This is a genomic window from Pseudomonas sp. E6002 (assembly GCF_013385565.1).
Lineage (GTDB): Bacteria > Pseudomonadota > Gammaproteobacteria > Pseudomonadales > Pseudomonadaceae > Aquipseudomonas.
In genome coordinates, this window is sequence record NZ_JACAPT010000027.1 from 226,930 (window position 1) to 253,861 (window position 26,932).

Sequence of the window (26,932 nt, forward strand, 5' to 3'; positions counted from 1 at the left end):
CCCGCCCTCTTCAACCGCGACAATCATTCACCCCGCGTATGCAAAAGCATGGCGCTACTTTTTCTTGTCCTTCTTGTCATGCTTGTCGGTCTTGTCGAACGCTTCCTCCAGCGCCCGGTTGATGGTGCGCAGTACCTTCACCCGCGCCCAGCGCTTGTCGTTGGCTTCAACCAGCGTCCACGGCGCAATCTCGGTGCTGGTGCGGTCCACCATGTCGCCCACCGCCGCCCGGTAGTCGTCCCACTTCTCGCGGTTACGCCAGTCGTCCTCGGTGATCTTGAAGCGTTTGAACGGAATTTCCTCGCGGGCCTGGAACCGCTCCAGCTGCGTCTGCTTGTCGATCGCCAGCCAGAACTTGACCACGATCACCCCGGCGTCGCGCAGTTGCTCTTCGAAGTCGTTGATCTCGCCGTAGGCGCGCATCCAGTCCGTCGGCGTGCAGAAGCCTTCGATGCGTTCCACCAACACCCGGCCATACCAGGAGCGGTCGAACACGGTGAACATGCCCCGCGCCGGAATCTTCTGCCAGAAACGCCACAGGTAAGGCTGGGCGCGCTCGTCTTCACTGGGCGCGGCAATCGGCACGATGTGGTACTGCCGGGGATCGAGGGCTGCCGCCACACGCCGGATGGCCCCACCCTTGCCCGCCGCGTCGTTGCCTTCAAACACCGTCACCAACGCGTGCTTGCGCATGCGCTTGTCGCGCATCAGCCCGGAGAACCGCGCCTGCTCGGTAATCAGTTGTTCTTCGTAATCGTCCTTTTCAAGGCTCAGGGTCATGTCCAGGCTGTTCAGCAGGCTCATCTGGTCAACCGCCGATGGCAGCGGCGCCGGGTTCATGCCGCTGGCTTTACCCTTGGGCACTTTCAAGGCGTTTTGCAGGCCTTCGAGCAGGATCTTGCCGACGGTCAGCCCGCGGTAGTGCGCATCGACACCCTCGATCACATACCAAGGCGCATAGTCACGACTGGTGCGGCGCAGGATCCGCTCACCAAAATGCACAAACTTGTCGTAGGTCTTGGACTGCTGCCAGTCCAGCGGGCTGATGCGCCAGCTGTGCAGTGGGTCGTCCTGCAAGGCCTTGAGCCGGGATTTCATTTGCTTCTTGGAGAGGTGAAACCAGAACTTGAAGATCAGCGCGCCTTCGTCACACAGCATCTTTTCCAGGCGCTCGGCACCGGCGATGGCCTGGTCGAGCCGCGCATCCTTGATCTCGCCATGGACGCGACTCTGCAGCATCTGGCTGTACCAGTTACCAAAAAAGACCCCCATGCGACCTTTCGCCGGAAGCTGGCGCCAGTAGCGCCAGGCCGGTGGGCGGGCCAGTTCTTCGTCGGTCTGCTGGTCGAAGGTGCGCACCTCGATCAGGCGCGGGTCCATCCATTCATTGAGCAATTTGACGGTTTCACCCTTGCCCGCGCCTTCGATGCCATTGATCAGGATGATCACCGGGAAGCGCTTCTGCTGTTGCAGTTCGTACTGCACTTCCAGCAAGGCTTCACGCAGGGCCGGCACTTCGGCGTCGTAGGTGTCTTTGTCGATGGCGTGACCGATTTCGGCAGATTCGAACATGGGCGGCTCCGTTCCAGAAGTGATCAAGACTAGCGGATTGGGCAACAACACGTGGCAGGAAATTCCACAGCGGCTTGCCATGGATCAATGACAACCCTGTTGATCAGCTAGAATGGCCGCCTTGCCTTTGCCGAGCCGCTCATGAACCCCGTATCCCACGCCCAGCTTGACTGGGATGACCAAGGTCGCCCGCACTCGCGGGTCTTCGATGACGTGTACTTCTCCGACAAGTCGGGCCTTGAAGAAACCCGCTACGTATTCCTCGAACAGAACCGTTTGCAGGAACGTTTTGCGGCGCTGCCGGTGGGCGGGCGACTGGTGATCGGTGAGACGGGCTTCGGCACCGGCCTGAATTTCCTGTGCGCCTGGCAGTTGTTCGAACAACACGCGGTGGCGGGCGCACGCCTGCATTTTGTCAGCGTGGAAAAGTACCCGCTGAGCCACGCCGACCTGCAGCGCGCCCTCGCCCTCTGGCCGGAACTGGCACCGTTCGCCGAGCAGCTGTTGGCGCAATACATCGCGATTCACCAAGGCTTCCAGCGGCTGGTACTGGATAACGGTCGAGTCACCCTGACGTTGCTGATCGGCGACGCCCTGGAGCAATTGCCGCAACTGGACGCACAGGTCGACGCCTGGTTCCTCGACGGTTTCGCCCCGGCCAAGAACCCCGACATGTGGACTGCCGAGCTGTTCGCCGAACTGGCGCGGCTGGCGGCGCCGGGCTCGACCATCAGCACCTTTACCAGCACCGGTTGGGTACGGCGGTTGATCAACGCCGCCGGGTTCAAGATGAAGCGCACCCCCGGCATCGGCCACAAGTGGGAAATCCTGCGGGGTGAGTTTCTCGGCTGGCCCGCTGAAACGCCTGCGCCTGCCGCGGCAAAACCCTGGTTTGCGCGCCCACCTGCGGTTTCCGGTGAACGCCATGCACTGGTCATCGGCGGTGGCCTGGCCGGTTGCGCCACGGCGGCCAGCCTGGCGGCGCGCGGCTGGCGCGTCAGTTTGCTGGAACGCCACGCAGCGCTCGCACAGGAAGCTTCCGGCAACCCGCAAGGGGTGTTGTACCTCAAGCTTTCCGCCCATGGCACGGCACTTTCGCAGTTGATTCTCAGCGGGTTCGGCCATACGCGGCGCCTGCTGGAGCATCTGCAACGTGGCGTGGACTGGGATGGCTGCGGCGTGCTGCAACTGGCCTTCAACGCCAAGGAAGCCGAGCGCCAGGCACAACTGGCCGGCGCTTTTGCCCCGGACCTGTTGCACCTGCTGGATAAAGAGCAGGCACAGGTGCGCGCCGGGATAACGCTGGAGCACGGCGGCTTGTTCTTCCCCGAGGGCGGCTGGGTTCACCCGCCGGCGCTGTGCGAATGGCAAGCCAGGCACCCGCTGATCGAAGTGCTCCAGCACCACGACGCCCTTGAGCTCAAGCAGGTCGACGGTCAGTGGCAGGCGTTGCAGGACGATACGGTTCTGGCTCAAGCCAGTGTGGTCGTGCTGGCCGGCGCCGCCGAGATCAAGCGGTTTTCCTTCAGCGCTGACTTGCCCCTCAAGCGCATCCGCGGGCAAATCACTCGCCTGCCGCAAACGGCGCAAAGCCAGGCGTTGGCCACGGTGGTGTGCGCCGAGGGCTACGTCGCCCCGCCACGCCTGGGCGAGCACACCCTCGGTGCCAGCTTCGACTTCAAGAGCGATGACCTTACGCCCACGGTGGCCGAGCACGCGGGCAATCTGCAGATGCTGCGGGAAATCTCCCTCGATTTGCTGCAACGCCTGGGCGCCGACAGCCTGGCACCCGAACAGCTTGAAGGCCGCGCCGCCTTCCGTTGCACCAGCCCGGACTACCTGCCGATCGTCGGGCCGCTGGCGCAGCGAGAGGCGTTTGATCACACCTACGCCGCCCTTGGCAAAGACGCCCGGCAGGTCCCTGATGCGCCGTGCCCGTGGTTGCACGGCGTGTATATCAACAGTGGCCATGGCTCACGGGGGCTGGTCACCGCGCCACTCTGTGCAGAGCTGCTGGCCGCCTGGCTCGACAATGAGCCCCTGCCGCTGCCGCGCAATGTCAGCGAAGCCTGTCACCCCAATCGGTTCGCGCTGCGTGCCCTGATCCGCGGTAACCCAGGCAAATCCTGAGGGCCACGACGGGCTTGCAACCCGTCAAGGCTCTTTGCCTTATAACGTATTGTTCTAAAACTCCCACAATTTACCCGGGTCAGTCTCTGGGTACCCGCCGTTTTGGCGGGCTGCATTTCTATCCCTCCCCAACGGAAAAACCGGTAAGGAATTTATGTGCGGATTAGCTGGAGAGTTACGTTTCGATCACCAACCTGCCGACCTGGCAGCGGTGGAACGAATCACCCATCACTTGGCGCCACGCGGTCCTGACGCGTGGGGCTTTCATGCCCAGGGGCCGATTGCCCTGGGCCATCGACGCCTGAAAATCATGGACCTGTCGGATGGCTCCGCCCAACCGATGGTCGACGCCCAACTGGGCCTGTCCCTGGCGTTCAACGGCGCGATCTATAACTTCCCGGAATTGCGTGAAGAGCTGGAAGCCCTGGGCTACGCCTTCTATTCCGGTGGCGACACCGAAGTGCTGCTCAAGGGCTACCACGCCTGGGGCGAAGCCCTGCTGCCCAAGCTCAACGGGATGTTCGCCTTCGCCATCTGGGAGCGCGATGCCCAGCGCCTGTTTATCGCCCGTGACCGCCTCGGCGTGAAGCCGCTGTACCTGTCGCGCACCGGCCAACGCCTGCGTTTTGCCTCGGCCCTGCCGGCGCTGCTCAAGGGTGGCGATATCAACCCGATCCTCGATCCGGTGGCCCTCAATCACTACCTGAACTTCCACGCCGTGGTGCCGGCGCCGCGCACCCTGCTGGCGGGCATTGAAAAGCTGCCGCCCGCCTCCTGGATGCGCATCGACGCCAATGGCAAGACTGAACAGAAAACCTGGTGGACCCTGCCCTACGGCCCCCACGCCGATGAAGCCAACCTGACCCTGGAAGACTGGACCGACCGCGTGCTCGACAGCACCCGCGAAGCCGTGGCGATTCGTCAGCGGGCGGCGGTGGATGTGGGCGTGCTGCTTTCCGGCGGTGTCGATTCCAGCATGCTGGTGGGTCTGTTGCGGGAAGTCGGCGTGCAGGACCTGTCGACCTTCTCCATCGGTTTTGAAGACGCTGGAGGCGAGCGCGGCGACGAGTTCCAGTATTCAGACTTGATCGCCAAGCATTACGGCACCCGTCACCACCAACTGCGTATCGCCGAAAGCGAAATCATCGAGCAATTGCCGGCGGCGTTCCGCGCCATGAGCGAGCCGATGGTCAGCCATGACTGCATTGCCTTCTACCTGCTGTCCCGGGAAGTGGCCAAGCATTGCAAGGTGGTGCAAAGCGGCCAGGGCGCCGATGAACTGTTCGCCGGTTACCACTGGTACCCGCAGGTGGATGGCGCAAGCGACCCGTACGCGGCCTACCGCGACGCATTTTTCGACCGCAGCTACGACGACTATGCCGCTACCGTCGCGCCGAAATGGTTGACCGCGAATGACGCCGCCGGTGACTTCGTGCGCGAGCATTTCGCCCAGCCCGGCGCCGATGCGGCGGTGGACAAAGCCCTGCGCCTGGACAGCACCGTGATGCTGGTGGATGACCCGGTCAAGCGCGTCGACAACATGACCATGGCCTGGGGCCTGGAAGCGCGCACGCCGTTTCTCGACTATCGCCTGGTAGAACTGTCGGCCCGCGTGCCGGGCAAATTCAAACTGCCGGACGGCGGCAAGCAAGTGCTCAAGGAAGCGGCGCGCCGGGTGATCCCGAGCGAGGTCATCGACCGTAAGAAAGGCTACTTCCCGGTGCCCGGCCTCAAGCATTTGCAGGGTGACACCTTGAACTGGGTGCGTGAGCTGCTGCTGGACCCAAGCCAGGACCGCGGCCTGTTCAACCCGGCCATGCTCGACCGCCTGCTCACCGATCCCCAAGGCCAACTGACCCCGTTGCGCGGCTCCAAGCTGTGGCAACTGGCGGCGCTGAACCTGTGGCTCAGCGAACAAGGAATCTGATTCATGAAACCTCATGCCACGGCTTACAGCCAACGCTTGCTGCGAGGCCAGGCGCCCTCCTACGAGCGCCTGCAAGCCCGCTTCGCCGAAGACGGCAGCGAACTGGACCCCACGCCGATTGCCGTGCATTGCGGTTGGGGCCGGTTGTTGATCGGCCACACCTTCCCGGACCCGGCGAGCCTGGCCCTGGAGTTGCTCAACGAGCAGCCCGGCGAGCGGGATATCGCGCTGTATGTGGCGGCGCCGCAGCAGATCCTCGGGATTGATCCCCAGCAGTTGTTTCTCGACCCGTCCGATACCCTGCGCCTGTGGTTCACCGACTATCGTCCGGCGACCCGGGTGTTTCGCGGGTTCCGGATTCGCCGGGTACAAACCGAGGCGGACTGGCAGGCGGTGAACCAGCTGTACCAGGGGCGCGGCATGTTGCCGGTGGACCCGGCACTGCTGACGCCACGTCATCAAGGCGGCCCGGTGTATTGGCTCGCCGAGGATGAAGACAGCGGCGCGGTGATCGGCAGCGTGATGGGCCTGAACCACCAGAAGGCCTTTCACGATCCGGAGAACGGCTGCAGCCTCTGGTGCCTGGCGGTCGACCCGCAATGCACCCGCCCCGGGGTGGGTGAAGTGCTGGTGCGCCACTTGATCGAACACTTCATGAGCCGTGGCCTGAGCTACCTCGACCTGTCGGTGCTGCACGACAACCGCCAGGCAAAAAGTCTCTACGCCAAGCTTGGCTTTCGCGCGCTGACCACCTTCGCCATCAAGCGCAAGAACGGGATCAACCAGCCGCTGTTCCTCGGCCCTGGCCCACAGGCGGAGTTCAATCCCTACGCGCGGATCATCGTCGAGGAAGCCCATCGGCGCGGGATCGACGTGCAGGTGGACGATGCCGATGCCGGCTTGTTCACCCTGAGCCACGGTGGCCGCCGGGTGCGCTGCCGCGAATCCCTCAGCGACCTGACCAGCGCCATCAGCATGACTTTGTGCCAGGACAAGAGCCTGACCCACAAGGTGTTCAAGGCCGCAGGCCTGAACCTTCCGGCCCAGCAATTGGCCGGCAGTGCCGACGACAACCTGGAGTTTCTCGACGAGCACCAGCGTATTGTGGTCAAGCCGCTGGATGGCGAACAAGGCCAGGGTGTGGCGGTGGATTTGCAGACCATTGAAGACGTGCAAAAAGCCATTGAGGCGGCCCGCCAATTCGACACCCGTGTACTGCTGGAAAGCTTCCACGAAGGCCTCGACCTGCGCATTCTGGTGATCGGCTTTGAAGTGGTTGCCGCCGCCATTCGCCGCCCGGCGGAAGTCACCGGCGATGGTCAGCATTCCATTGGCGCGTTGATCGAAGCCCAGAGCCGCCGACGCCAGGCCGCCACCGATGGCGAAAGCAAAATCCCCCTGGACCATGAAACCCAACGCACCCTGCAGGCGGCCGGCTACGACTACAACAGCATCCTGCCCCGTGGCGAACGCCTGACAGTGCGGCGTACCGCCAACCTGCACACCGGCGGTTGCCTGGAAGACGTCACCGCCATCCTCCACCCGACCCTGGTGGACGCCGCCGTGCGCGCCGCCCGTGCCCTCGACATTCCCATGGTGGGCCTGGACCTGATGGTGCCGGCCGCCGACCAACCGGACTACGTGTTTATCGAAGCCAACGAACGGGCCGGGCTGGCCAACCATGAACCGCAGCCGACGGCTGAAAAGTTCGTGGACCTGTTGTTTCCCCATAGCCAACCGACGGCTTGAGAAAGGTGTTGCCTTGACTGGCGCTTTCGCGAGCAAGCCCGCTCCCACAGGGGAATGCATTCCAAATGTGGGAGCGGGCTTGCTCGCGAAGACGCCGGTACAGCCAACACAATCTCTGAGGCGCCCCTTTCATCGAAACCATCGATGCCCTCAACTCATCAGGAGTTTCCATGACCCGAACCATCCCCGAACCGGATCTCGCTTACCTGCAAAAAGTGCTGCTGGAAATGCTCGCTATTCCCAGCCCCACCGGGTTTACCGACACCATCGTGCGCTACGTTGCCGAGCGCCTTGAGGAACTGGGCATTCCCTTTGAAATGACCCGGCGCGGCACCATCCGCGCCACCCTCAAGGGCCAGAAAAACAGCCCCGACCGCGCCGTTTCCGCGCACCTGGACACCATCGGCGCCGCCGTGCGGGCGATCAAGGACAATGGCCGCCTGACCCTCGCGCCGGTGGGCTGCTGGTCCAGCCGTTTTGCCGAAGGCAGTCGCGTCAGCCTGTTCACCGATAACGGAGTGATCCGTGGCAGCGTGTTGCCGTTGATGGCCTCCGGTCACGCGTTCAATACGGCCGTGGATGAAATGCCCATCAGTTGGGACCACATCGAACTGCGCCTGGATGCCTACTGCGCCACCCGCGCCGACTGTGACTCCCTGGGTATCAGCGTCGGCGATTTCGTCGCCTTCGACCCGCTGCCGGAGTTCACCGAGAGCGGGCATATCAGCGCCCGCCACCTGGACGATAAAGCCGGGGTTGCCGCGCTGCTGGCAGCGCTCAAGGCGATTGTCGACAGCGGCCAGCCGCTGCTGATCGACTGCCATCCGCTGTTCACCATCACCGAAGAAACCGGCAGTGGTGCGGCGGCGGCATTGCCGTGGGATGTGAGTGAGTTCGTCGGCATCGACATTGCGCCGGTGGCCCACGAGCAGCACTCCAGCGAGCACGCGGTGAGTGTGGCGATGCAGGATTCCGGCGGGCCGTATGACTATCACCTGTCCCGCCACCTGCTGCGCCTGGCGGCGGAAAATGAGCTACCGGTGCGTCGCGACCTGTTTCGCTACTACTTCAGCGACGCGCATTCGGCGGTGACCGCCGGCCACGACATTCGCACCGCACTGCTGGCATTCGGTTGCGATGCCACCCATGGTTATGAGCGCACGCACATCGACAGCCTCGCCGCGCTGAGTCGCCTGCTGGGCGCGTACATCCTCAGCCCGCCGGTGTTCGCCAGCGATGCACAGCCGGCCAAGGGCTCCCTCGACCGGTTCAGTCACCAGATCGAACACGACACACAAATGGAGAGTGATACCCGCGTGCCGTCGGTGGACAGCCTGGTGGGCCAAAAAACCTGAGACTGGCAACTCGGATCCCGGCGCAGTAGCATCGCCGGGATTCCCTAGCCGAGGCTTGTATGCTGATTCCCTACGATGCACTTGAAGTCGACACCCTGACACGCCTCATCGAAGACTTCGTGACCCGCGACGGCACCGACAACGGTGACGACACACCCCTGGAAACACGGGTGCTGCGGGTACGCCAGGCGCTGACCAAGGGCCAGGCGCTGATTGTTTTCGACCCCGAAAGCGAGCAGTGCCAGTTGATGCTCAAGCACGATGTGCCCAAGCACCTGTTCGACTGAGACTCAAGGATTGGGCACAGGCACTGGATGGATATTGGTCTGCTGCCCGTGGCGACTGAGGATCTTCTGATAGACCTCCGCCCGGTGCACATTGACCCCCACCGGCGCTTCCACACCCAGCTTCACTTGGGTGCCGTTCACTTCCAGAATGCGCAAGGTGATCTGGTCACCCACCGAAATTATTTCACCTACCGCGCGGCTTAATACCAGCATGGGGTTCGTCCTTTTTAAGTTACCGAACCCCGACCATGCGCTCCCTGCCTGGCACCATCAATGGCCTTCAGGTTAAACAGGCATGCCTTACACATCAGGGTAAATTACCCTACAGACAGGCAGTGAATAATCTCGAATTACACCCAAGAACCAAACGATATGTTCAAATTTGCAGGCGCTCTCTGTGGCTAGAGAGCTTGTTGTGGCGAGGGAGCTTGCTCCCTCGCCACATCAGGTGCTCACCTGAAATTCAACCTTTTACCGCCTGCGACTGGGCTTTCGCCCGCATCTTGTCCGCCATCACGGTCATCTCGTCATACAGCAGTTGCGGGTTCTTCTGTTTCAATGCCCAGGCCATGCGCCCCTGCTCGTGGGGCAGAATCATGAATTGCCCTTGCGCCACTTGCTGGTAAATGTAGTCGGCGATTTCTGCGGCGGTAATCGGCGAGCTTTCCAGCAGCTTGCCCACCTGGGCCTTCATCGCGGGCGTCGGCCCGCGGAACGAGTCCAGCAGGTTGGTCTGGAAGAAGGATGGGCACACCACATGCACGCCGACTTCCTGTTGCTTGAGTTCCACCAGCAGGCTTTCCGAAAGTGCCACCACGCCGGCCTTGGCCACGTTGTAGTTGCTCATGGCCGGGCCCTGCATCAGGGCGGCCATGGACGCGATGTTGATGATGCGGCCCTTGCTCTTTTCCAGCAGCGGCAGGAATGCCTTGCAGCCCTTGACCACGCCCATCAGGTTGATCGCGATCTGCCAGTCCCAGTCTTCCAGGGACAGTTCGCTGAAGAACCCGCCCGATGCGACACCGGCGTTGTTGACGATCACGTCGATGCCACCGAACTTTTCCTCACAGGCCTGTGCGAACGCGGTGAGCTGGCTGTAGTCGCGCACGTCGCAGCGCTGGGTGAAACCGTCACCGCCGGCCTGGCGTACAAGCTTGAGGGTTTCTTGCAGGCCCGCTTCGCTGACGTCCGACAAGGCCAGTTGCCAACCCTCGCGGGCCCAGCGCAGAGCGATTTCGCGACCCAGGCCAGAACCGGCGCCGGTGATCATCATGCGATTTTGCATAGGAAAGTAGCCTTGTGGTTCACGGAAGAAGTGAGCCGCAGTGTAGCGAAGGTTTTTCCCGCACCCACGCACCATCAGACTGCTGAATGCCCCAGGCAAACCGTGGGCCGGGTCGGATAGCGGGAAACCCGCCAAGTTCCATTTATTTGAACTAAGGACAGTTATTTGCAACGGGGTTAAAGGAAATAAGCAAGTTAGCGAAAAGCTTTAAAAAAACACGGAATTTTCTGCCAAACACATGGGTCGGAGTTATTAAGGCGTCCGTATCAGTTGTCGGGCCTATCCGTTAAATACCAGGTCTTTTCAGAAGACAATAAGGAAAACAAAACATGAGCCTCATTCTTATCATTATTCTGATCCTCCTGCTGGTCGGCGGTCTTCCAGTGTTCCCTCACTCACGCAATTGGGGTTACGGGCCATCGGGTATTCTCGGTACTGTGTTGGTAGTGCTGTTGATTCTGTTGTTGCTCGGCAAGATATAACGCGTTCCAGCGTGCAAAAAAAAGAGGCCTTGAAAGGCCTCTTTTTTTATGCGCGGGTATTTAGTCCGGCTTGCCGTCCACTACACCGGCGGTGTTGTCCAGCAGGCTCTTGGTAGCGGTCTGCAGGAACGATTCGAGCTTCTGCTTCAACGCAGCCTCGTCCGGCGACTCTGGAATCACTTTCCCGGTCGGGTTGGCGCCCAGTTCGTATTCCCACAACTTCGGCGGCATTTCCTTGGGCAGTACCAGCACGCGGTCACCGGTAAGCAAGGCGACGGTCTGGTCGCTGCCCGACGGCTTGATCACGCCAAAGCCCTTGTCGCCTTCCGGCAGGTTGAGCAGGTCGCGGCCCCAGCACTGGTGCAGGGTGTCACCGCCCAGGCGGCCCATGATGGTCGGCACGATGTCGATCTGGGTGCCCACGGTGTGGTCACGCTCGCCGAACTTCTCCTGCATGCCCGGTGCGATCATCAGCATCGGCACGTTGAAGCGGCCCAGGTCCATTTCGGTGATCTGCTGCTCGTTGCCGAAGCCGTGGTCGCCCACGATCACGAACAGGGTTTCCTTGAAGTACGGCTCCTTGCGGGCCTTTTCAAAGAACTGGCCCAAGGCCCAGTCGGAGTAGCGCATGGCCGTCAAATGCTCGTTGAGGCTGCCACGGTCGGTGACCTTCTCGACCGGCAATGGCGTCGGCAACGCGTACGGCGTGTGGTTGGACAGGGTTTGCAGCAGCGCATAGAACGGCTTGCCGCCTTCACGGGCCTTCAACTCTTCCAGGCCACGGTTGAACATGTCCTGGTCGGACACGCCCCAGGTCGGGTCCGAGAACACCGGGTTGACGAAGTCATTACGCCCGATGAAGTTGGTCATGCCCTGGTTGCTGAAGAAGCCCGACTGGTTATCCCAGGCGAAGTCGCCGTTGTAGACGTACACGTCATCGAAATCGCGATGGCTGAGCAACTGCGGCAGGCCCGACAGCTTGTGGCTGCCTTCCGGAGTCTGCATCAGGTATTCGAAACCCGGCAGGTTCGGGAAGCAGGCCATGGTGGCGAACATACCCTGGTGGGTGTGGGTGCCGTTGGAGAAGAAGCGGTCGAACAGCAGGCCTTCCTTGGACAGTTTGTCGAAGTACGGCGTGATGTTGCCCGGGCGGCCCAGGGCGCCCACCGAGTGACCGGCGAAGCTTTCCATCAGGATAACCACGACGTTCTTGATCGGCAGGGTCTTCTCGGCCGGCGGCGTGAAGTCACGGCGTACCGCGGCGGTGTCGGTGTCGACCAGTTTCTCGCTCGGCAATACCAGCATGTCGCGCACGGTCTGGGTGGCCAGCGGCTGCTCCAGGGTGGCTTTCCAGATGTTCGAACGCTCCTCGGAGAAGCGCGATTTCGCCGCCGCAATCAGCGACAAGGTACCGTTGAGGCCCAACTGGTTGGCGAAGTTCGAGTCGGTGGTGTACACGTCGCCCCAACGCAGTGGCGGGCCCTGGCGCAGGGTGCCACGGATGGCGACCACGGCGACCAGCAGGCAGACCACGAACACCGCGATGCGCGTGTACCACGGCGCTACCTGGCGAGTGCCGATGCTGCCACCGCTGAACGGGCCGCGTGGGCGCGTTGCACGGTCGGCGCCTTTGAAGGCGATGCTCAGGATCAGCGTACCCACGGCCCAGGCCAGCAGGTAGCGCACCACCGGGAAACCGTACCAGAGCATGCTCATCACGGTTTTCGGGTCTTCCTTCACGTACTGGAAGACCAGGCCGTTGAGGCGCTGGTGGAACTCGCGGTAGAAGTCCATTTCCATCAGGCCCAGGAACAGCGCGATGCTGGACGCGACCGTCAGCCACAAGCGGAAGAACCCGCGCGCCGCCATGGCCCGTACGCTGAACAACGCCAGCAGCAACGGCACCAGCACGTACATCACCAGGCGGATATCCAGGCGCAGGCCGTTGGCGAACGCTTCAAGGAAAGTCGAGGCCGGTGTGTCGAGGATCATCTCGCGGTTGTAGACCAGCAGCGCCAGGCGCAGCAGGGAGAACATCACCATCATGATCAAGGCACAAAGCAGCGTGTACGCCAGATGGGATTTGACGGTCGGTTGCAGCAAGCGATTAGAAGCTCGCTGCTGATTCAGGGCGTCCGGGTTTGCCATGTCGTTTTAGGACCCATTGGAAGTTTAAGTTGCGAATGAATACAGCGGCGCCCCGCCCTCGCCCAGGCAGGCTGGGGTAGACGGTGAACGCAATGGCGCAAATGGTGCCCGATCAACGCCGGCAACGCCATTGATTACTCACTCCTGCAGTAGGTGGGCACTCGTTTTAGAGCACTCGACAGGGGAAATAGCCGGCGAATTGTCTTGGATGGAATGTGAAAATTTTGTACAGCGAATATCTCGAAACACAATAACGGGCGTACGGAAACAGATGTGGGAGCGGGCTTGCTCGCGAATACGGTAAATCAGTCAATACATCAGGTGACTGTTACACCGTATTCGCGAGCAAGCCCGCTCCCACACTTACTGTGCCCGCTCTGGATAGCGTTGTTTGGATCAGATCCGCACGTTACCGCGCGGCCCGGCGATCGCCCAGATGATCAAGCCCAGTACCGGCAGCAGCAGGATCAACAGGATCCACAACACTTTGGCGCCGGTACTCGCGCCGCTTTTGAAGACGTTGATGATCGCCCAGATATCCAGCGCGAGGATGATCAACCCGATCAGACCATTAAAAGTGGAACCCATGGTGTCGCTCCTAAGTGAGGGCTTGCCTGCTTAGGATAGTCAGCCGTGGCCGGGGGTTCCGTTTTATTTCAGACGTGTACCGCAACCCGCAGGGCTTCCAGCGATGGTTCGCCCTTTATGCCGGTTTCGGCACACAACTCCAACACCCGTGGCACGTCGTCGCCGTAGACCAGCACAGCCTGGATCTCGTCGTCCAGCAACTGGCTGAAGTTCATCAGCACGTAGCCGCCGTTCTCCGGGTTGAGGGCGCTCATCTGGATCTGGATGCGGTTCAGCGCGGTCAGGGCTTCGGTCTTGGCCAGTTGCTTGGGCTTGAGGTTGAACGCCACGCCGGGGCCAAAGGAGGCGACGATCTGGGCGAACAGGTCCTGGTAAGTGTCGGCCTGGAACAGCACGGTGTCGGGAAGGCTGCCGACAACGATCCACTCGCCCAGGGGAATCGGGAAAGTGTCGTCGTAGTTGATGTCCGGGTTGGCGGCCAGGAAAGCGTCGGGATCGGCGTAGGCCTGGGCCGCCTCGTCAGCCACCCTGGCGATCTCGGGTTCGCTCATGCAGCCGGAGCTGATTTTGCTGATGAGTTCGACGAGTGCGGTTTTCATGGGGTGGTCCTGTGGCGGGGCTGATTTTGAGGGCGCAAAGCCTACACCAGTTTTTGCAACTGCGCCGCCGTATCCACCGCCCCCATGGTCTGGGCCGCTGCCAGCGCGGTCACGCCCTGGGCATCGGTGGCCTTGGGATTGGCGCCCTGGCTGATCAGGTAGTCCACCATTTCGGTACGGTTGAACATCGCCGCCATCATCAAGGCGGTGCGACCATCAGAGGATGCGCCTTCGACCAACGCTCCGCCTTCGATCAACGCCTTGACCACCGGCAAGTTGCCCTTGAACGCCGCGCCGGCAATCGGCAGCTGGTTCTTGTCGTTGGGAATCTGGGGGTCGGCCTTGAATTCCAGCAGCACTTTCACCGCGTCCACATGACCATGGTAGGCCGACAGCATCAACAGCGTATCGCCATTGTGGTTACGCAGGTTCGGCGGCAAGCCCTTGGCCAGCAACGCAGCCAGCATCGCGGCATCGCCCTTGCGCGCCACGTCGAACACCTGCTCGGCAAATTCGGCGGCTTCGTCTTCGGTCATTTGTTTGGCTTGGTCTGACATGTGGGGCTCCTTGTCTGGTGTTTCATAAGGCGCCCAGTCTCGCGATGGAGTTCCCCACTGTCATGCCTTTTTTCCCAAAAGCGGCGATAGGCAGAATCAATAACGGAACTTGCCCGCCTGAATATCCGCCAACAGTTGCCCGGTGACCGGCACATAACTGTCCGACCCAGGCAGCCAGGCAAAGATCGGATCATCACCGGCCTTGCCCGGGTCGAACGCTTCCTCCTTGAGTTTCACCTTCTGGTATTTAAAGGTACCCGTGGTTTCCATCTTCACCTTGATCCGCAGGAACAACGGCACCGCATACGCGGGCAATTGCCCGTGGGCAAAGGTCAGCAACTCGCGCATGTCCAGGGAAGCCAGGGATTCGGCAGGCGTAATGGCCGCCATGCCCGCGCGGCCGTTGGTGTTTTCAATCTCCACGCCGTAGGCCACCACTTCGGAAATCTGCGGGTGCTGCAGGAAGATGTTCTCGACTTCGGTGGTGGAGACGTTTTCACCTTTCCAGCGGTAGGTGTCCCCCAGCCGGTCAACGAATTGGGCGTGGCCGAAGCCGATATTGCGCAACAGGTCGCCGGTGTTGAAATAACGGTCGCCCTTCTCGAACACGTCGCTGAGCACCACCTTGCGGTTCTTCTCGGGGTCGGTGTAGCCGTCGAACGGTGCCTTGTCATCGATCCTGGCCAGCAGCAGCCCCTGGCCCCCCTTGGGCACTTCGCGCATGAAACCGTCGGCGCCGCGAATCGGCTCACAGCTGTCATGGGCGTAGTCCACCAGTGCCCAGTGCATCAGGGAAAAGCCAATGGTGTTGTCGAAGTTCAGCACATTGGTGAAGCCGATGTTGCCGTCACTGGCGGCGTACAGCTCGCAGATATGATCAACGCCAAAGCGCTGCTTGAACTCAGCCCAAACCCCTGGGCGCAGGCCGTTGCCGATCATCTTCGTCACCCGGTTGTCCAGGTCGCGCCCATGGGCAGGCTGGTCGATCAGGTAGCGGCACAGCTCGCCGACATAACCCAGGGTGGTCGCATTGAATTTGCGCACATCGTCCCAGAACTGGCTGGCGCTGAACTTGCGGCGAATCGCGAACCCCGACGCCCCGGCAATCGCCGAACCCCAGCACACGCACAGGCCAGTGGCGTGATACAGCGGCAAGGTGCAATAGACGACATCCTCGGGCCCCATATCCAGGGCGATGGTGCCGAAACTGGCCGAGGACTTCATCCAGCGGCCATGCTTGAAAATGCCGGCCTTGGGCAAGCCGGTGGTGCCGGAGGTGTAGATATAGAAGCAAGGGTCGTTGAAAAAAATCTGCTGGGTGCTGGCGGGGTTTTCCACCGGGCAGTCGGCGCTGGCAGCCATCAGGTCGACGTAATCCGGCGGCACATGGCTGTGCTGCTGATCGGCAATAAACCAGGTTTTATCCGCCTCGATGGCCACCTGGCTGCGCACGGCCTCGTAGGCCCCTACCAACTCGGCTCCCACCACGATGGCCGCCGGTGCCACCAGGTTGAGGCTATGTACCAGCGCCGACTGGGTTTGCGAGGTATTGAGCATCGCGCAAATGCCGCCCACCTTGGCCACGGCCAGTACGCTGAGCAACAACTCGGGGCGGTTCTCGATAAACAACGCCACCACGTCGCCCTTGCCGATCCCCTGCTGCTGCAGGTAGTGAGCCATGCGGTTGGCCTGCTGGTTGGCCTGGCGGTAGCTCAGCACCGTGTCGCCATACAGCAGCGCGGCGCCGTCGGGGTTGCGTTGGGTGGCTTGTTCAAAGGTCCAGCCCAGGCCGCACGGCTGGTCGGGATCGGTGATGTTGGCAACGCGGATTCCGCGCACCAGGCGCGGCAGTGCACGGACAATGGTGGGCACCTTACGCAGCATCATGCCCCAGGTGATCATGTCACTTGGCGGGTGGTTCATGGCGGGAACGTCCTTTTTCTTATTGTTCGTATGACCCTCAAGGCACCCATCGCACTGTAAGACCCGCGCCGAATGCCTTGCAGGAAAATACGCCAGCCGTTCTTCGGCTGTACACGCAGGATTTGAAAAGTTTTGTATCCCGAAAGGAAAAGGAATTTTGCGCACCGCCAGGTGGTCACTATGGAAGACCTGCCTTGCGTGCCAGCTGTGAAACACTTGGCAAAACCCCGCAAAATGCAGGATGCACGATGGCCATTCATGCAAATTGCACGAAACTGGAAATCTTAAAATTTTATAACTGATTGATTTATAACGATTTTTTAAGATAGTCAGTACTGGCACAATCACTGCACCTATCACTCCACGCTGCAAAACATGAGCTAACGGAGCTGATAGACATGAGCCTGATCCAAGATAAATTTTCTTCTGTGTTCTCCAATTTCGACGTCACCACCCAGGCGCGTCCTGATGGCGGCATCCTGCTGACCTTGCGTAACAGCGAAGGCAAGCAGATCAAACGTTCGATCTCTTATCAGCAACTGCACACGGCCGACCAACTGACGTGGGTCATCAGCGCCATTCGCCGCGACCTGGCTGAACAAGCCAGCGACCTGCCACAGATTTCGATGCTGCAAAGCCAGAACCGCTTTGCCCTGCCGACCTACCATTCGGCTTGACCGTCATGCAGGACCCGAACAGGTCGTGGTGCCGTTGCGCACCACGGCCTTTTTTTATTTGCACAATCCCTGTTTCACCGCCTCGTTCACGGCCTGGACCCGGTTAGTCACCTGCAACTTGCCGTAGATGTTGCGCAGGTGAAACTTCACCGTGGCCTGGGAGATGGAGCGAATCCTGCTGATTTCCCACACCGTCTTGCCCTCGACCGCCCAATGCAGGATTTCCCGTTCCTTTGGGGTCAGGGGTTTACCCGACAACATCGCACGCGCCTTGCGGTTGGCAACCGGCGCGCTGTCCGTTTGCGTGGACGGTTGTTCCTGTGGCTCCGAACCGCTCATGCAGGCCTCTCTCTTCATATAGGTCTTGTAACGCCCGAAGTCGGATTACTCCTATTGACAGGCGAATAAATATTGAGACCAGAGAGAGTTACACAAAGAGTGGAAGTAACAAGTAAGGTCAACGATAAACAGCTGTTACCCACAAACTTTCAAGTTTATTCCTACAGCGATTTCCAACCTGAAGGAATTGAAGTTAAAAAAATGCCCCCTGTTCAGGAGGCATTGCCGGACGAACTTAGTCATCAAGCCGGGGAAAACCCTCGGCGATCGCGTCGCCGGTCAGCATGACCGCCAGCCCTTCAGGGTCACTGAACAGGCGGATCGCCACAAAGTGCGGGTTCTCCCCCATATCAAACCAGTGCGGGATGCCGCTCGGCACCAAGATCAGGTCGTTTTTCTCGCAGAACACCGCGTACACATAATCTTCGATGTGCAAGGTAAACAGCCCACGACCCGCTACGAAAAAACGCACGTGGTCTTGGGCCATGCGGTGTTCGTCGAGTCGCTCGGCGCGCAATTGGGCTTTCTGCGGGTGATCGTTGCTGACGCGGAGCACATCAACGGTGGTGTAGCCGCGCTCGGTCATCAGCTTGTCGATGGGCGCCTGGTAGGCGGCGATAATCTCAACCTCGCTGGCCCCGGGCTCAAGTCGGGTAGCCGCCTGCCAGCGATCGAACCCCACACCCAGCTCGGCCAGGGTCGAGGCGATATCGTCCTGGTGAGTCAGGACCTTGTTCGGGGTGTCGGGGGTGCAGATGTGGTAAACCGCGAGATAGCTCATCAAACTCTTCCTCTGTCACGGGAGCCGCTCATGGCCGCTCCTCTTGCAATCGAATGCCAATGATTAGGGCGGCGGCCAGGGCCGCGACGCTGGCAATGCTGAAGGTCAGGGTCGGCCCCAGCAGGTTCCAGCTGTAACCTGAATAGAGTGCGCCCAGCGCACCGCCGGTACCGGCCAGTGCCGCATACAGTGCCTGGCCCTGCCCTTGCTGGCGAGCACCAAAGCTGCGTTGCACGAACTGGATGGCCGCCGCGTGGAAGCTGCCGAAGGTCGCCGCGTGCATCACCTGCGCCAGCAACAGCACCCAGAAGAATTCGGCAAACGAGCCCAGCAGCAACCAGCGCAGTGCGGCCAGCAGGAAACTCGCCATCAATACCCGGCGTACCGAAAAGCGCGTGAGAATCCGGCTCATGGCCAGGAACATCAAGACTTCCGCCACCACGCCCAGCGCCCACAACATGCCGATCACGCCACGGCTGTAACCGAGGTGTTCAAGGTGCAGGGTGAGGAAGGTGTAGTACGGGCCGTGGCTCATTTGCATCAGCGCCACGCAGGCATAAAACGCGAGGACGCCGGGGCTGCGCAGTTGCCGCAAAAAGCCGTCACCGGCCAGGCGGTTACCCTGGGCCGGCGGCTGCGCATTCGGCACCCAGAGGCTCGCGCCGATGATGCCGGCCATGATCACCACGACCACCACCGGGTAGATATCCAGGCTCAGCCAGTCGAACAAGCGGCCCATGATCACCACGGTGAGGATAAAACCGATGGAGCCCCACAACCGCACCTGGCTGTAGCGCGAGGTCTGGCCTTGCAGGTGCGCGAGGGTGATGACTTCAAACTGCGGCAGGACCGCGTGCCAGAAGAACGCGTGCAAGGCCATCACCAGCGCCAGCCAGGCGTAGGTCTTGCTGACAAAGATCAACGAGAAACTCACCAGGGTGCACACCGCGCCAAAGCGCACGATGGCCAGGCGCCGGCCGGTGTAGTCCCCCAGCCAGCCCCACAGGTTGGGCGCCACGCAGCGCATCAGCATGGGGATGGCCACCAGCTCGCCGATGCGCGCGCTGGAGAACCCAAGGTGATCGAAGTACAGCGCCAGGAACGGCGCCGTCGCCCCCAGCAGGGCGAAATAGAACAGGTAGAAGCTGGAGAGTCGCCAGTATGGAAGGGCTTGCGTCAGCATAAGTGACTTGTGGCGAGCGAGCTTGCTCGCGCTGGGGCGAGAAGCGCCCCCACTAGAAGCGCCGCAGTTCTCCAGGTCCTACCGGGTTGCAGGCTTTGGGGCCGCTGCGCAGCCCAGCGCGAGCAAGCTCGCTCGCCACCCACGGTCACAGCTGGCCCAATACCGGAGTACTGACTTTTACGTCGGCGTTTTGCCCACGATGACGCAGCAGGTGGTCCATCAACACGATGGCCATCATCGCCTCGGCAATCGGCGTGGCGCGGATGCCGACGCACGGGTCGTGACGGCCCTTGGTGATCACGTCCACCGGGTTGCCGTGCACATCGATCGAGCGGCCTGGCGTCGTGATGCTGGACGTCGGCTTGAGGGCCAGGTGCGCAACGATTGGCTGGCCGGAGGAAATGCCGCCGAGAATGCCGCCGGCGTTGTTGCTGAGGAAACCTTCCGGGGTCAGCTCGTCACGGTGCTCGGTGCCACGCTGGGCCACACAATCGAACCCGGCGCCGATTTCCACGCCCTTGACCGCGTTGATGCTCATCAGCGCGTGGGCCAGTTCGGCATCGAGGCGGTCGAAGATCGGCTCGCCCAGGCCCGGCATCACGCCTTCGGCGACCACGGTGATCTTGGCGCCGACGGAATCCTGGTCGCGGCGCAACTGGTCCATATAGGCTTCCAGCTCCGGCACTTTGTCCGGGTCTGGGCAGAAAAAGGCGTTGTCTTCGACGCTGTCCCAGGTCTTGAACGGGATTTCGATCGGGCCCAGCTGGCTCATGTAGCCGCGGATCACGATGCCCTGGGTCGCCAGGAACTTCTTCGCAATCGCCCCGGCCGCCACGCGCATCGCGGTTTCCCGCGCCGAGCTGCGGCCACCGCCACGGTAGTCGCGCTCGCCGTATTTGTGGTGGTAGGTGTAGTCGGCGTGGGCCGGGCGGAACAGGTCCTTGATCGCCGAGTAGTCCTTGGACTTCTGGTCAGTGTTGCGAATCAGCAGGCCAATGGCGCAGCCGGTGGTGCGGCCTTCGAACACGCCGGAGAGGATTTCGACTTCGTCGGCTTCCTGGCGCTGGGTGGTGTGGCGGCTGGTGCCGGGCTTGCGGCGGTCGAGGTCACGCTGCAGGTCTTCCAGGGACAACTCGAGGCCCGGCGGGCAGCCGTCGACAATGGCGACCAACGCCGGGCCATGGCTTTCGCCCGCGGTGGTAACAGTGAACAGCTTGCCGTAGGTATTGCCGGACATGCAGGGCGCTCCGTGAAATCAGTTGAATCAAGTCAACCGTAATAACTTAAGGCGGCCAGTATACGCAGGCTAACCGACTAGTTCATCCTCGAAACCTTACCGGTAGACGTTGGTCCAACCGGCACCTTCCTCATGATGGCGCGATGATGCTGCGAGTTCTGCTTTTGACCCTCACTCTGTTTTCCAGCCTTGGCTTCGCCGCCTCCCCTGTCGTGCTGCAACGGCCCATCAGCCTGGACACCGGCAGTGGCGAGCTGTTTGGTTCGCTGTTGTTGCCCAAATCCGACAAGCCGGTGCCGGTGGTGCTGATCATCGCCGGCTCCGGGCCCACCGACCGCAACGGCAACAGCGCCGACGGCGCACGCAACGACAGCCTCAAGCGCCTGGCCTGGGTGCTGGCCAGGCACAACATCGCCAGCGTGCGCTACGACAAGCGCGGCGTGGCCGCCAGCCTTGCCGCCACCCCCGATGAACGCAACCTGACCCTGGATGCCTACGTGTCCGACGCCGTGGCCTGGGGCAAGTTGCTCAAGGCCGACCCACGCATGGGCCCGCTGATTGTGCTGGGCCACAGCGAAGGTGCACTGGTGGCCGCCCTCGCCGCCCCGCAGCTCAACCCGGCCGGGGTGATCTCCCTGTCGGGCAGTGCGCGCCCGGTGGACCAGGTGATCCGCCAGCAACTGGCCGACCATATGCCTCCAGCGCTGTTACTGCGCAGCAACCAGATTCTCGATCACCTCAAGGCCGGCCAGGTGGACGCCGATGTGCCCACCCCCCTTGAGGGCATTTTCCGCCCCAGCGTGCAGCCCTATCTGATCAGCCTGTTCCGCGCCGACCCTTCGGCGGCCTTTGCCAAATTGACCATGCCGGCGCTGATCGTCCAGGGCACCAATGACCTGCAGGTCGGCGTGGCCGATGCGCAACAATTGCAGAAGGCCAAGCCCGACGCCGAGCTGACGGTGATCGAAGGCATGAACCACGTGATGCGCATCGTGCCCAACAACGTGAAGCAGCAACTGGAGTCCTATAACGACCCGCAGTTGCCGCTGGCGGCTGAACTGGGCACCCGCCTGGTTCGCTTTATCGACGGACTTCGCGCCAGTTAAGCGAGTATTGCCCCTCCAGTCCTGAGCAAAACGGCCGATAAGCCATGGGTCGACAGCAAAAAGCCTGTCGGCCCGCAGAGCTTGGACAGGATCGCGCCGAATGACGAACACCGAAGCAACACCCGAACCTACCGCCGACACCACGGCTGACACCGAGGCCGCCGCATCGGCCGCGTTACCGTGGGCGGAGGTGCAGGCCGAACACTTCAAGATGCTGCGCCTGGCCCCTTTGGCCACCGACCGTGCCACGGGCGTGCGGCCCCTGCGCTTTGTGCAGTTTGGCTGGGCCGAACGCAACAACAAGGACCACAGCCTGCTGCGCATGGTCATTCAGTTGCCGGGCCAGCGGGTGCGCCGGGAACAGAACCATTTGGATATCTGGGTCGATCACGCGACCCATCGGGTGCACTTTGGCCCGGGCAACAGCCTGGAGATCGAGCCGGCTAACCGCGGCATCGGCCGTTTCCTGGTAGCCCAGGGCGCCGCCTGGGCGAAAAAGAAGTGGTCGCACTACCGCGTCGACGGCGTCGACCTGGCCAACAAGGACGCCCTCAACGAAGCCACGCGCCTGCGCCGGGATCACTTCCTGCGTATCCAGGGCTTTGATGTGGCGTACGCCGATGTCCAGCATTTGAAGGGCAACGTGCAGCCGGGCAAGGTCAGCGATGTGCTGGACAGCTGGAACACCGAAAAGCTGCAGTTCGTGGAGATTCTGGAAGCGGCGCAGATGCTGCAACAGGCCGAGCAGAACCTGGCGGAACAGGAAGTGAAACTGCGCAAGGAAGAGGAAAAAGTCACCAAGTTCAAGCGCGAAGACAGCGGGTTGCGCTTCACGATTACGTGCCTGGTGGCGTTTACCGTGTTTCAGGCGGGGTTGTTGATCTGGATTGCGACGCATCGGTAATCCGGTTTATCAATTGAAACCGGATCAAAATGTGGGAGCGGGCTTGCTCGCGAATGCGGTGTGTCAGTCACCGGATATCTTGACTGAGCCACCGCATTCGCGAGCAAGCCCGCTCCCACACTGACCGCGTTACCCACTTGGAAGCGGTTAAATCCTGGCGTCAAACACCGCCTGATGCGCCCGGCACTGCTCGGCCGTCAACATGAACACGCCATGCCCGCCGCGCTGGAACTCCAGCCAGGCGAAGTCCACTTCGGGGTACAACGCCTCGACGTGAACCTGGCTGTTGCCCACTTCGACAATCAGCAAGCCCTTCTCGGTCAAGTGATCTGCCGCCTCGGCCAGCATCCGCCGAACCAGGTTCAAGCCGTCGTCACCGCAGGCCAGGCCCAGCTCCGGCTCGTGCTGGTATTCATCCGGCATGTCGGCAAAGTCTTCGGCGTCGACATACGGCGGGTTGGACACGATCAGGTCAAAACGCTGGCCCGGCAAACCATCAAAGCCGTCGCCCTGAACGGTATACACGCGCTCATCGACGCCATGGCGCTCGATGTTCTGGTTGGCCACCTCCAGCGCTTCGAAGGACAGGTCGCCCAGTACCACTTCGGCGTCCTGGAACTCGTAGGCGCAGGCAATACCGATGCAACCGGAACCGGTGCACAGGTCCAGAATGCGTGCCGGCGGTGTGCCCAGCCACGGTTCGAAGCGGTTTTCGATCAGTTCGCCAATCGGTGAGCGTGGAATCAATACACGCTCATCAACGATAAACGACATGCCGCAGAACCAGGCTTCCTTCAACAGGTAAGCGGTCGGCACACGCTCGTGGATACGGCGGTGCAGCAACCGTTGCACGTGGGAGATTTCCTCTTCTTCCAGGTTGCAATCCAGGTAACTGTCGGCAATTTCCCATGGCAGGTGCAAGGCGCCGAGCACCAGTTGCCGGGCTTCGTCCCAGGCGTTGTCGGTGCCATGGCCAAAAAACAGGTCTTCCCCATGGAAACGGCTGACGGCCCATCGGATGTGGTCGCGCAAGGTGCGCAGGCGGGAAGTGATCACGGGGGCAAGCTCCTGGAAAAAACGACCGGCGATTCTAACAGTCTTAAGCTGTACCGACGATGTACGAAAAAACCCTTTGCCGCACGTCGGATTTCATCTTAAACGTGGTTTTTGCCTAAACGTAGTGCCCTATTGACATCGCTGCACGCCAACAACGGCGTACCTTACGATGGTAGCGATTCACAGAAGCGCTCAGCCAGAGGACAATGTCACAAAAGCCCCACTCACAGGAGCCCCAGAATGTCCGTTCCAAAGACGATGTTTCAACTCAGCGGTCGTGGTTACGCAGCGGCGAACCTGAACCATGCGACCCTCGTGATCATCGACGCCCAGAAGGAATACCTCAGTGGTCCCCTCGCCCTCTCGGGCATGGACGCTGCTGTCGAAAATATCAAGCAACTGGCGGCTGCCGCGCGCAACGCCGGGCGCCCGATCGTGCATGTGCGCCACCTGGGCACTGTCGGCGGGTTGTTTGACCCTCAGGGCGAGCGCGGTGAGTTCATTCCTGGCCTTGAGCCACAGGCCGACGAAACCATCATCGGCAAGCTGCTGCCCAGCGCCTTCCACGGCACCGGCCTGGAGAAACACCTGCAAGACCTCGGTTCCCTGGACCTGATCGTCTGCGGCTTCATGAGCCACTCCAGCGTCAGCACCACGGTGCGTGCGGCAAAAAACCTGGGCTTTCGCTGCACCCTGGTGGAAGACGCCTGCGCCACCCGCGACCTGCCTTACAAGGGCGGCATCCTCAGCGCCGACCACGTGCAGCAGACTGAAATGGCCATCATGGCTGACAACTTCGCCACCCTCGCCTTGACCAAAGATCTGATCTGATCGACCTTCGATGAGCGGGTAGCCGCCCGCTCATCCGCAAATACCTGTCATTTGCTGCAATTGCCTCTGTACCCGGAACAACCTGTGTATCTTCCGGTCGAAGGGCCGATACCCTGGAGGAAAGGTCGGAATGAAGATATCCGATGGTTTTGATGCTCGTCGCTTGCGCCCCAAGGGCCCGAGCAACTGGCGTCTGCGCATCGGCGCCGGCTTTGCCGCGCTGTTGGCGATAGGTGGCGTACTACTGGCAATTGCTGGCGGCGCTGGTTTGGTTGGACACTCACCGGCCCTGGGCGAGCTGAATGCCAGCCCTGGCGGTTCTGCAATACTCTTGGTCATCGGCCTGCTGGTGCTGTGGTTCGGCGTATGGCTGTGGCGCCGTTGCCGTCGGCGCATGCGCCAACCGCTGTCACTGAACATCGCTTCGCACCTGATGAAAAAGCACGACTGATGGCGTACAGATAGCGTTTGTTGCGCATCAAGCCGCCGCGATTAGGTAAACTGCCCGCCCTTCGCGGAGGCTGACATGCAAGACGACGATTTTTCCCTATTCAAGAACGAGCTGCGCGGCGTCAAGCCGATCAAGCATGATCGCGCCGACACCGGCAAACCCAAGACCGATCGCGCCCAGATCGCCAAGCTGCGCCAGGCCGCGACCGTGCGCACGGACGCCACCACCGTGGACGGCCTGTCGGATCAATTCGTTATCGATGTAGGTCCCGAAGACGAGTTGATGTGGGCCCGCGACGGCGTGCAGGAAAGCCAGATGCGCAAGCTCAAGGTCGGCCAGATCCCGTTCGAGGGTAGTCTCGACCTGCACGGCATGACCGTCGAAAAAGCCCGCGAAACCCTCTGGGCGTTCCTCGCCGAAGCCACCAAATTCGAAATCCGCTGCGTGCGCGTCACCCACGGCAAGGCCGTGCGCCTGGACGGCAAGCGGCCGATGATCAAAAGCCACGTCAACACCTGGTTGCGCCAGCACTCCCAGGTGCTGGGTTTTACCTCATGCCAGCCACGTCACGGCGGCGCTGGCGCGGTGTATGTGATGCTCAAGCGCACCATGATGGAAGGCCGCGACGAGTAACAAGTGCCATCGTCAGGCTTGCAGCGATGTGTTGGCCGCCGTACCCTTGCCCTTTGCGAAAATCCCACTAGGTAGTTTCATGTCCCTGGAACAGAATTACACCGCGATTCTCGGCCAACTCGGCGAGGACGTTTCCCGCGAGGGCCTGCTCGACACGCCAAAACGTGCCGCCAAGGCCATGCAGTATCTCTGCCGCGGTTATGAACAGACCCTCGAAGAAGTCACCAACGGTGCCTTGTTCAGCTCTGACAACAGCGAAATGGTGCTGGTCAAGGACATCGAGTTGTACTCGCTGTGCGAACACCACCTGCTGCCGTTCATCGGCAAGGCTCACGTCGCGTATATCCCGAGCGGCAAAGTGCTGGGCCTGTCGAAGGTCGCGCGTATCGTCGATATGTATGCCCGCCGCCTGCAGATCCAGGAAAACCTCAGCCGCCAGATCGCCGATGCGGTCCAGCAGGTCACCGGCGCCCTGGGCGTTGCAGTGGTGATCGAGGCCAAGCACATGTGCATGATGATGCGCGGTGTGGAGAAGCAGAATTCGTCGATGATCACGTCGGTGATGCTGGGTGAGTTCCGCGAAAACGCGGCGACCCGCAGCGAGTTTCTCAGCCTGATCAAGTAATACGCGGCACCTGGAAAAACCGGCGTTCATCGCCGGTTTTTTTTCGCCTGTGAAAAATCAGGTAAGCTGCGCCCCCTTAAGTCTAGGGCAAGAGGTTTCAGCCATGTTCGTCAAAGCACTTCGAGTGGGCCTCGGCCACGTCATCATCGCCGGCGACTTCCTGACCCGTCCGCGCAAAAAGCAGCGCCCTGCCGAACAACAGGCGCAGGTGAACGCAGCGGCCAAGGACCTGACCCTGTATCAATTCCACGCCTGCCCGTTCTGCGTGAAGACCCGCCGCACCCTGCACCGCCTGAACGTGCCGGTGGCCTTGAAGGATGCGAAGAACAACGAGCAGGACCGCCAGACCCTGCTGGAGCAAGGCGGCAAGATCAAGGTGCCATGCCTGCGCATCGAAGAGAACGGCCAGACCACCTGGATGTACGACTCCAAGGTGATCATCGATTACCTCGACAAGCGGTTTGCGGCGGTCTGACAAACAGCGAGGATCCAGTGTGGGAGCGGGCT

27 protein-coding genes are annotated in these 26,932 nt (G+C 61.4%); 14 read left to right on the plus strand and 13 right to left on the minus strand.

All coding sequences use genetic code 11. The features are described from left to right. Positions 1-54: 54 nt before the first annotated feature. Positions 55-1,572, minus strand: coding sequence for a polyphosphate:AMP phosphotransferase (gene pap, locus HX815_RS22430; RefSeq protein WP_177028906.1), 1,518 nt, complete (start codon positions 1,570-1,572; stop codon positions 55-57). A gap of 141 nt (positions 1,573-1,713) precedes the next feature. Here pap and mnmC point away from each other — a divergent pair, with 141 nt between their 5' ends. The 5 genes from mnmC to HX815_RS22455 all read left to right on the plus strand — a co-directional run bounded on the left by mnmC (position 1,714) and on the right by HX815_RS22455 (position 9,020). Beyond that, a complete protein-coding gene (gene mnmC / locus HX815_RS22435) occupies positions 1,714-3,702 on the plus strand; it encodes a bifunctional tRNA (5-methylaminomethyl-2-thiouridine)(34)-methyltransferase MnmD/FAD-dependent 5-carboxymethylaminomethyl-2-thiouridine(34) oxidoreductase MnmC (RefSeq protein ID WP_177028907.1) in 1,989 nt (662 codons plus the stop codon). Between the two features lie 154 nt (positions 3,703-3,856). Further along, entirely contained in the window at positions 3,857-5,629 is a 1,773-nt protein-coding gene (locus HX815_RS22440; RefSeq protein ID WP_177028908.1) for an N-acetylglutaminylglutamine amidotransferase, read from the plus strand. A 3-nt stretch (positions 5,630-5,632) separates the two neighbouring features. After that, positions 5,633-7,378: an N-acetylglutaminylglutamine synthetase gene (gene ngg, locus HX815_RS22445; RefSeq protein ID WP_177028909.1), complete on the plus strand. Its 1,746-nt coding sequence runs from the start codon at positions 5,633-5,635 to the stop codon at positions 7,376-7,378. Positions 7,379-7,548: 170 nt separating this feature from the next. Further along, entirely contained in the window at positions 7,549-8,733 is a 1,185-nt protein-coding gene (locus HX815_RS22450) for an osmoprotectant NAGGN system M42 family peptidase (protein WP_003216760.1), read from the plus strand. A gap of 59 nt (positions 8,734-8,792) precedes the next feature. Next, on the plus strand, positions 8,793-9,020 hold the full coding sequence (locus HX815_RS22455) for a YheU family protein (protein ID WP_003192759.1): 228 nt from the start codon (positions 8,793-8,795) through the stop codon (positions 9,018-9,020). A gap of 3 nt (positions 9,021-9,023) precedes the next feature. On the opposite strand, the gene csrA is transcribed toward HX815_RS22455, so the two are convergent. Together csrA and HX815_RS22465 are read right to left on the minus strand one after the other, a co-directional pair. After that, complete coding sequence (gene csrA / locus HX815_RS22460; protein WP_134326019.1) at positions 9,024-9,233, minus strand: carbon storage regulator CsrA; 210 nt, start codon at positions 9,231-9,233, stop codon at positions 9,024-9,026. A 250-nt stretch (positions 9,234-9,483) separates the two neighbouring features. Then, on the minus strand, positions 9,484-10,305 hold the full coding sequence (locus HX815_RS22465) for an SDR family oxidoreductase (RefSeq protein WP_177028910.1): 822 nt from the start codon (positions 10,303-10,305) through the stop codon (positions 9,484-9,486). Between the two features lie 329 nt (positions 10,306-10,634). Here HX815_RS22465 and HX815_RS22470 point away from each other — a divergent pair, with 329 nt between their 5' ends. Then, positions 10,635-10,787 (plus strand): DUF3309 family protein, encoded by a 153-nt coding sequence (locus HX815_RS22470; RefSeq protein WP_003216767.1) that lies wholly within the window; start codon positions 10,635-10,637, stop codon positions 10,785-10,787. A 60-nt stretch (positions 10,788-10,847) separates the two neighbouring features. On the opposite strand, the gene HX815_RS22475 is transcribed toward HX815_RS22470, so the two are convergent. The 5 genes from HX815_RS22475 to HX815_RS22495 all read right to left on the minus strand — a co-directional run bounded on the left by HX815_RS22475 (position 10,848) and on the right by HX815_RS22495 (position 16,602). Then, positions 10,848-12,935 (minus strand): LTA synthase family protein, encoded by a 2,088-nt coding sequence (locus tag HX815_RS22475; protein WP_003216769.1) that lies wholly within the window; start codon positions 12,933-12,935, stop codon positions 10,848-10,850. A gap of 396 nt (positions 12,936-13,331) precedes the next feature. Next, positions 13,332-13,523 carry a PLDc N-terminal domain-containing protein gene (locus tag HX815_RS22480; RefSeq protein WP_003172956.1) on the minus strand — a complete coding sequence of 64 codons (192 nt, stop codon included), beginning with the start codon at positions 13,521-13,523 and terminating at the stop codon, positions 13,332-13,334. A 68-nt stretch (positions 13,524-13,591) separates the two neighbouring features. After that, entirely contained in the window at positions 13,592-14,122 is a 531-nt protein-coding gene (locus tag HX815_RS22485; RefSeq protein ID WP_177028911.1) for a hypothetical protein, read from the minus strand. Positions 14,123-14,163: 41 nt separating this feature from the next. Then, positions 14,164-14,679, minus strand: coding sequence for an ankyrin repeat domain-containing protein (locus HX815_RS22490; RefSeq protein ID WP_177028912.1), 516 nt, complete (start codon positions 14,677-14,679; stop codon positions 14,164-14,166). A gap of 96 nt (positions 14,680-14,775) precedes the next feature. Then, positions 14,776-16,602 carry a long-chain-acyl-CoA synthetase gene (locus HX815_RS22495; RefSeq protein WP_102605281.1) on the minus strand — a complete coding sequence of 609 codons (1,827 nt, stop codon included), beginning with the start codon at positions 16,600-16,602 and terminating at the stop codon, positions 14,776-14,778. Positions 16,603-17,000: 398 nt separating this feature from the next. Between HX815_RS22495 and HX815_RS22500 the strand changes: the two genes are divergently transcribed. Continuing rightward, complete coding sequence (locus tag HX815_RS22500; RefSeq protein WP_003216777.1) at positions 17,001-17,279, plus strand: DUF3509 domain-containing protein; 279 nt, start codon at positions 17,001-17,003, stop codon at positions 17,277-17,279. 54 nt (positions 17,280-17,333) lie between these two features. Here the strand turns inward: HX815_RS22500 and HX815_RS22505 are convergent, their stop codons facing one another. From HX815_RS22505 to aroC, 4 genes are all read right to left on the minus strand, one after another. Further along, positions 17,334-17,618 (minus strand): response regulator transcription factor, encoded by a 285-nt coding sequence (locus HX815_RS22505; RefSeq protein WP_003216779.1) that lies wholly within the window; start codon positions 17,616-17,618, stop codon positions 17,334-17,336. 235 nt (positions 17,619-17,853) lie between these two features. After that, the gene (locus HX815_RS22510; RefSeq protein WP_177028913.1) at positions 17,854-18,399 is read right to left on the minus strand and encodes an acireductone dioxygenase; all 546 of its coding nucleotides are present in this window, start codon (positions 18,397-18,399) and stop codon (positions 17,854-17,856) included. Between the two features lie 28 nt (positions 18,400-18,427). After that, positions 18,428-19,579 (minus strand): MFS transporter, encoded by a 1,152-nt coding sequence (locus tag HX815_RS22515; protein WP_168197526.1) that lies wholly within the window; start codon positions 19,577-19,579, stop codon positions 18,428-18,430. Between the two features lie 148 nt (positions 19,580-19,727). Then, positions 19,728-20,819, minus strand: a complete 1,092-nt coding sequence (gene aroC / locus HX815_RS22520; RefSeq protein WP_003213122.1) for a chorismate synthase — start codon at positions 20,817-20,819, stop codon at positions 19,728-19,730. Between the two features lie 143 nt (positions 20,820-20,962). Here aroC and HX815_RS22525 point away from each other — a divergent pair, with 143 nt between their 5' ends. After that, a complete protein-coding gene (locus tag HX815_RS22525) occupies positions 20,963-21,925 on the plus strand; it encodes an alpha/beta hydrolase (protein WP_003213124.1) in 963 nt (320 codons plus the stop codon). 100 nt (positions 21,926-22,025) lie between these two features. After that, complete coding sequence (locus HX815_RS22530; RefSeq protein ID WP_003213127.1) at positions 22,026-22,829, plus strand: hypothetical protein; 804 nt, start codon at positions 22,026-22,028, stop codon at positions 22,827-22,829. A 147-nt stretch (positions 22,830-22,976) separates the two neighbouring features. Here the strand turns inward: HX815_RS22530 and prmB are convergent, their stop codons facing one another. Next, positions 22,977-23,885 (minus strand): 50S ribosomal protein L3 N(5)-glutamine methyltransferase, encoded by a 909-nt coding sequence (prmB, locus tag HX815_RS22535; RefSeq protein WP_177028914.1) that lies wholly within the window; start codon positions 23,883-23,885, stop codon positions 22,977-22,979. A gap of 240 nt (positions 23,886-24,125) precedes the next feature. On the opposite strand from prmB, the gene HX815_RS22540 reads away from it, so the two are divergent. The 5 genes from HX815_RS22540 (at position 24,126) to HX815_RS22560 (ending at position 26,900) form a co-directional block, all read left to right on the plus strand. Then, a complete protein-coding gene (locus HX815_RS22540) occupies positions 24,126-24,716 on the plus strand; it encodes a cysteine hydrolase family protein (RefSeq protein WP_008433198.1) in 591 nt (196 codons plus the stop codon). A gap of 130 nt (positions 24,717-24,846) precedes the next feature. Next, positions 24,847-25,167, plus strand: a complete 321-nt coding sequence (locus tag HX815_RS22545) for a hypothetical protein (protein ID WP_003213133.1) — start codon at positions 24,847-24,849, stop codon at positions 25,165-25,167. Between the two features lie 75 nt (positions 25,168-25,242). Continuing rightward, entirely contained in the window at positions 25,243-25,800 is a 558-nt protein-coding gene (locus tag HX815_RS22550) for a Smr/MutS family protein (protein WP_003213135.1), read from the plus strand. 79 nt (positions 25,801-25,879) lie between these two features. Then, positions 25,880-26,425, plus strand: a complete 546-nt coding sequence (gene folE, locus HX815_RS22555) for a GTP cyclohydrolase I FolE (protein ID WP_003204506.1) — start codon at positions 25,880-25,882, stop codon at positions 26,423-26,425. 103 nt (positions 26,426-26,528) lie between these two features. Continuing rightward, a complete protein-coding gene (locus HX815_RS22560; protein WP_063031984.1) occupies positions 26,529-26,900 on the plus strand; it encodes a glutathione S-transferase N-terminal domain-containing protein in 372 nt (123 codons plus the stop codon). The last annotated feature ends 32 nt before the right edge of the window (positions 26,901-26,932 follow it).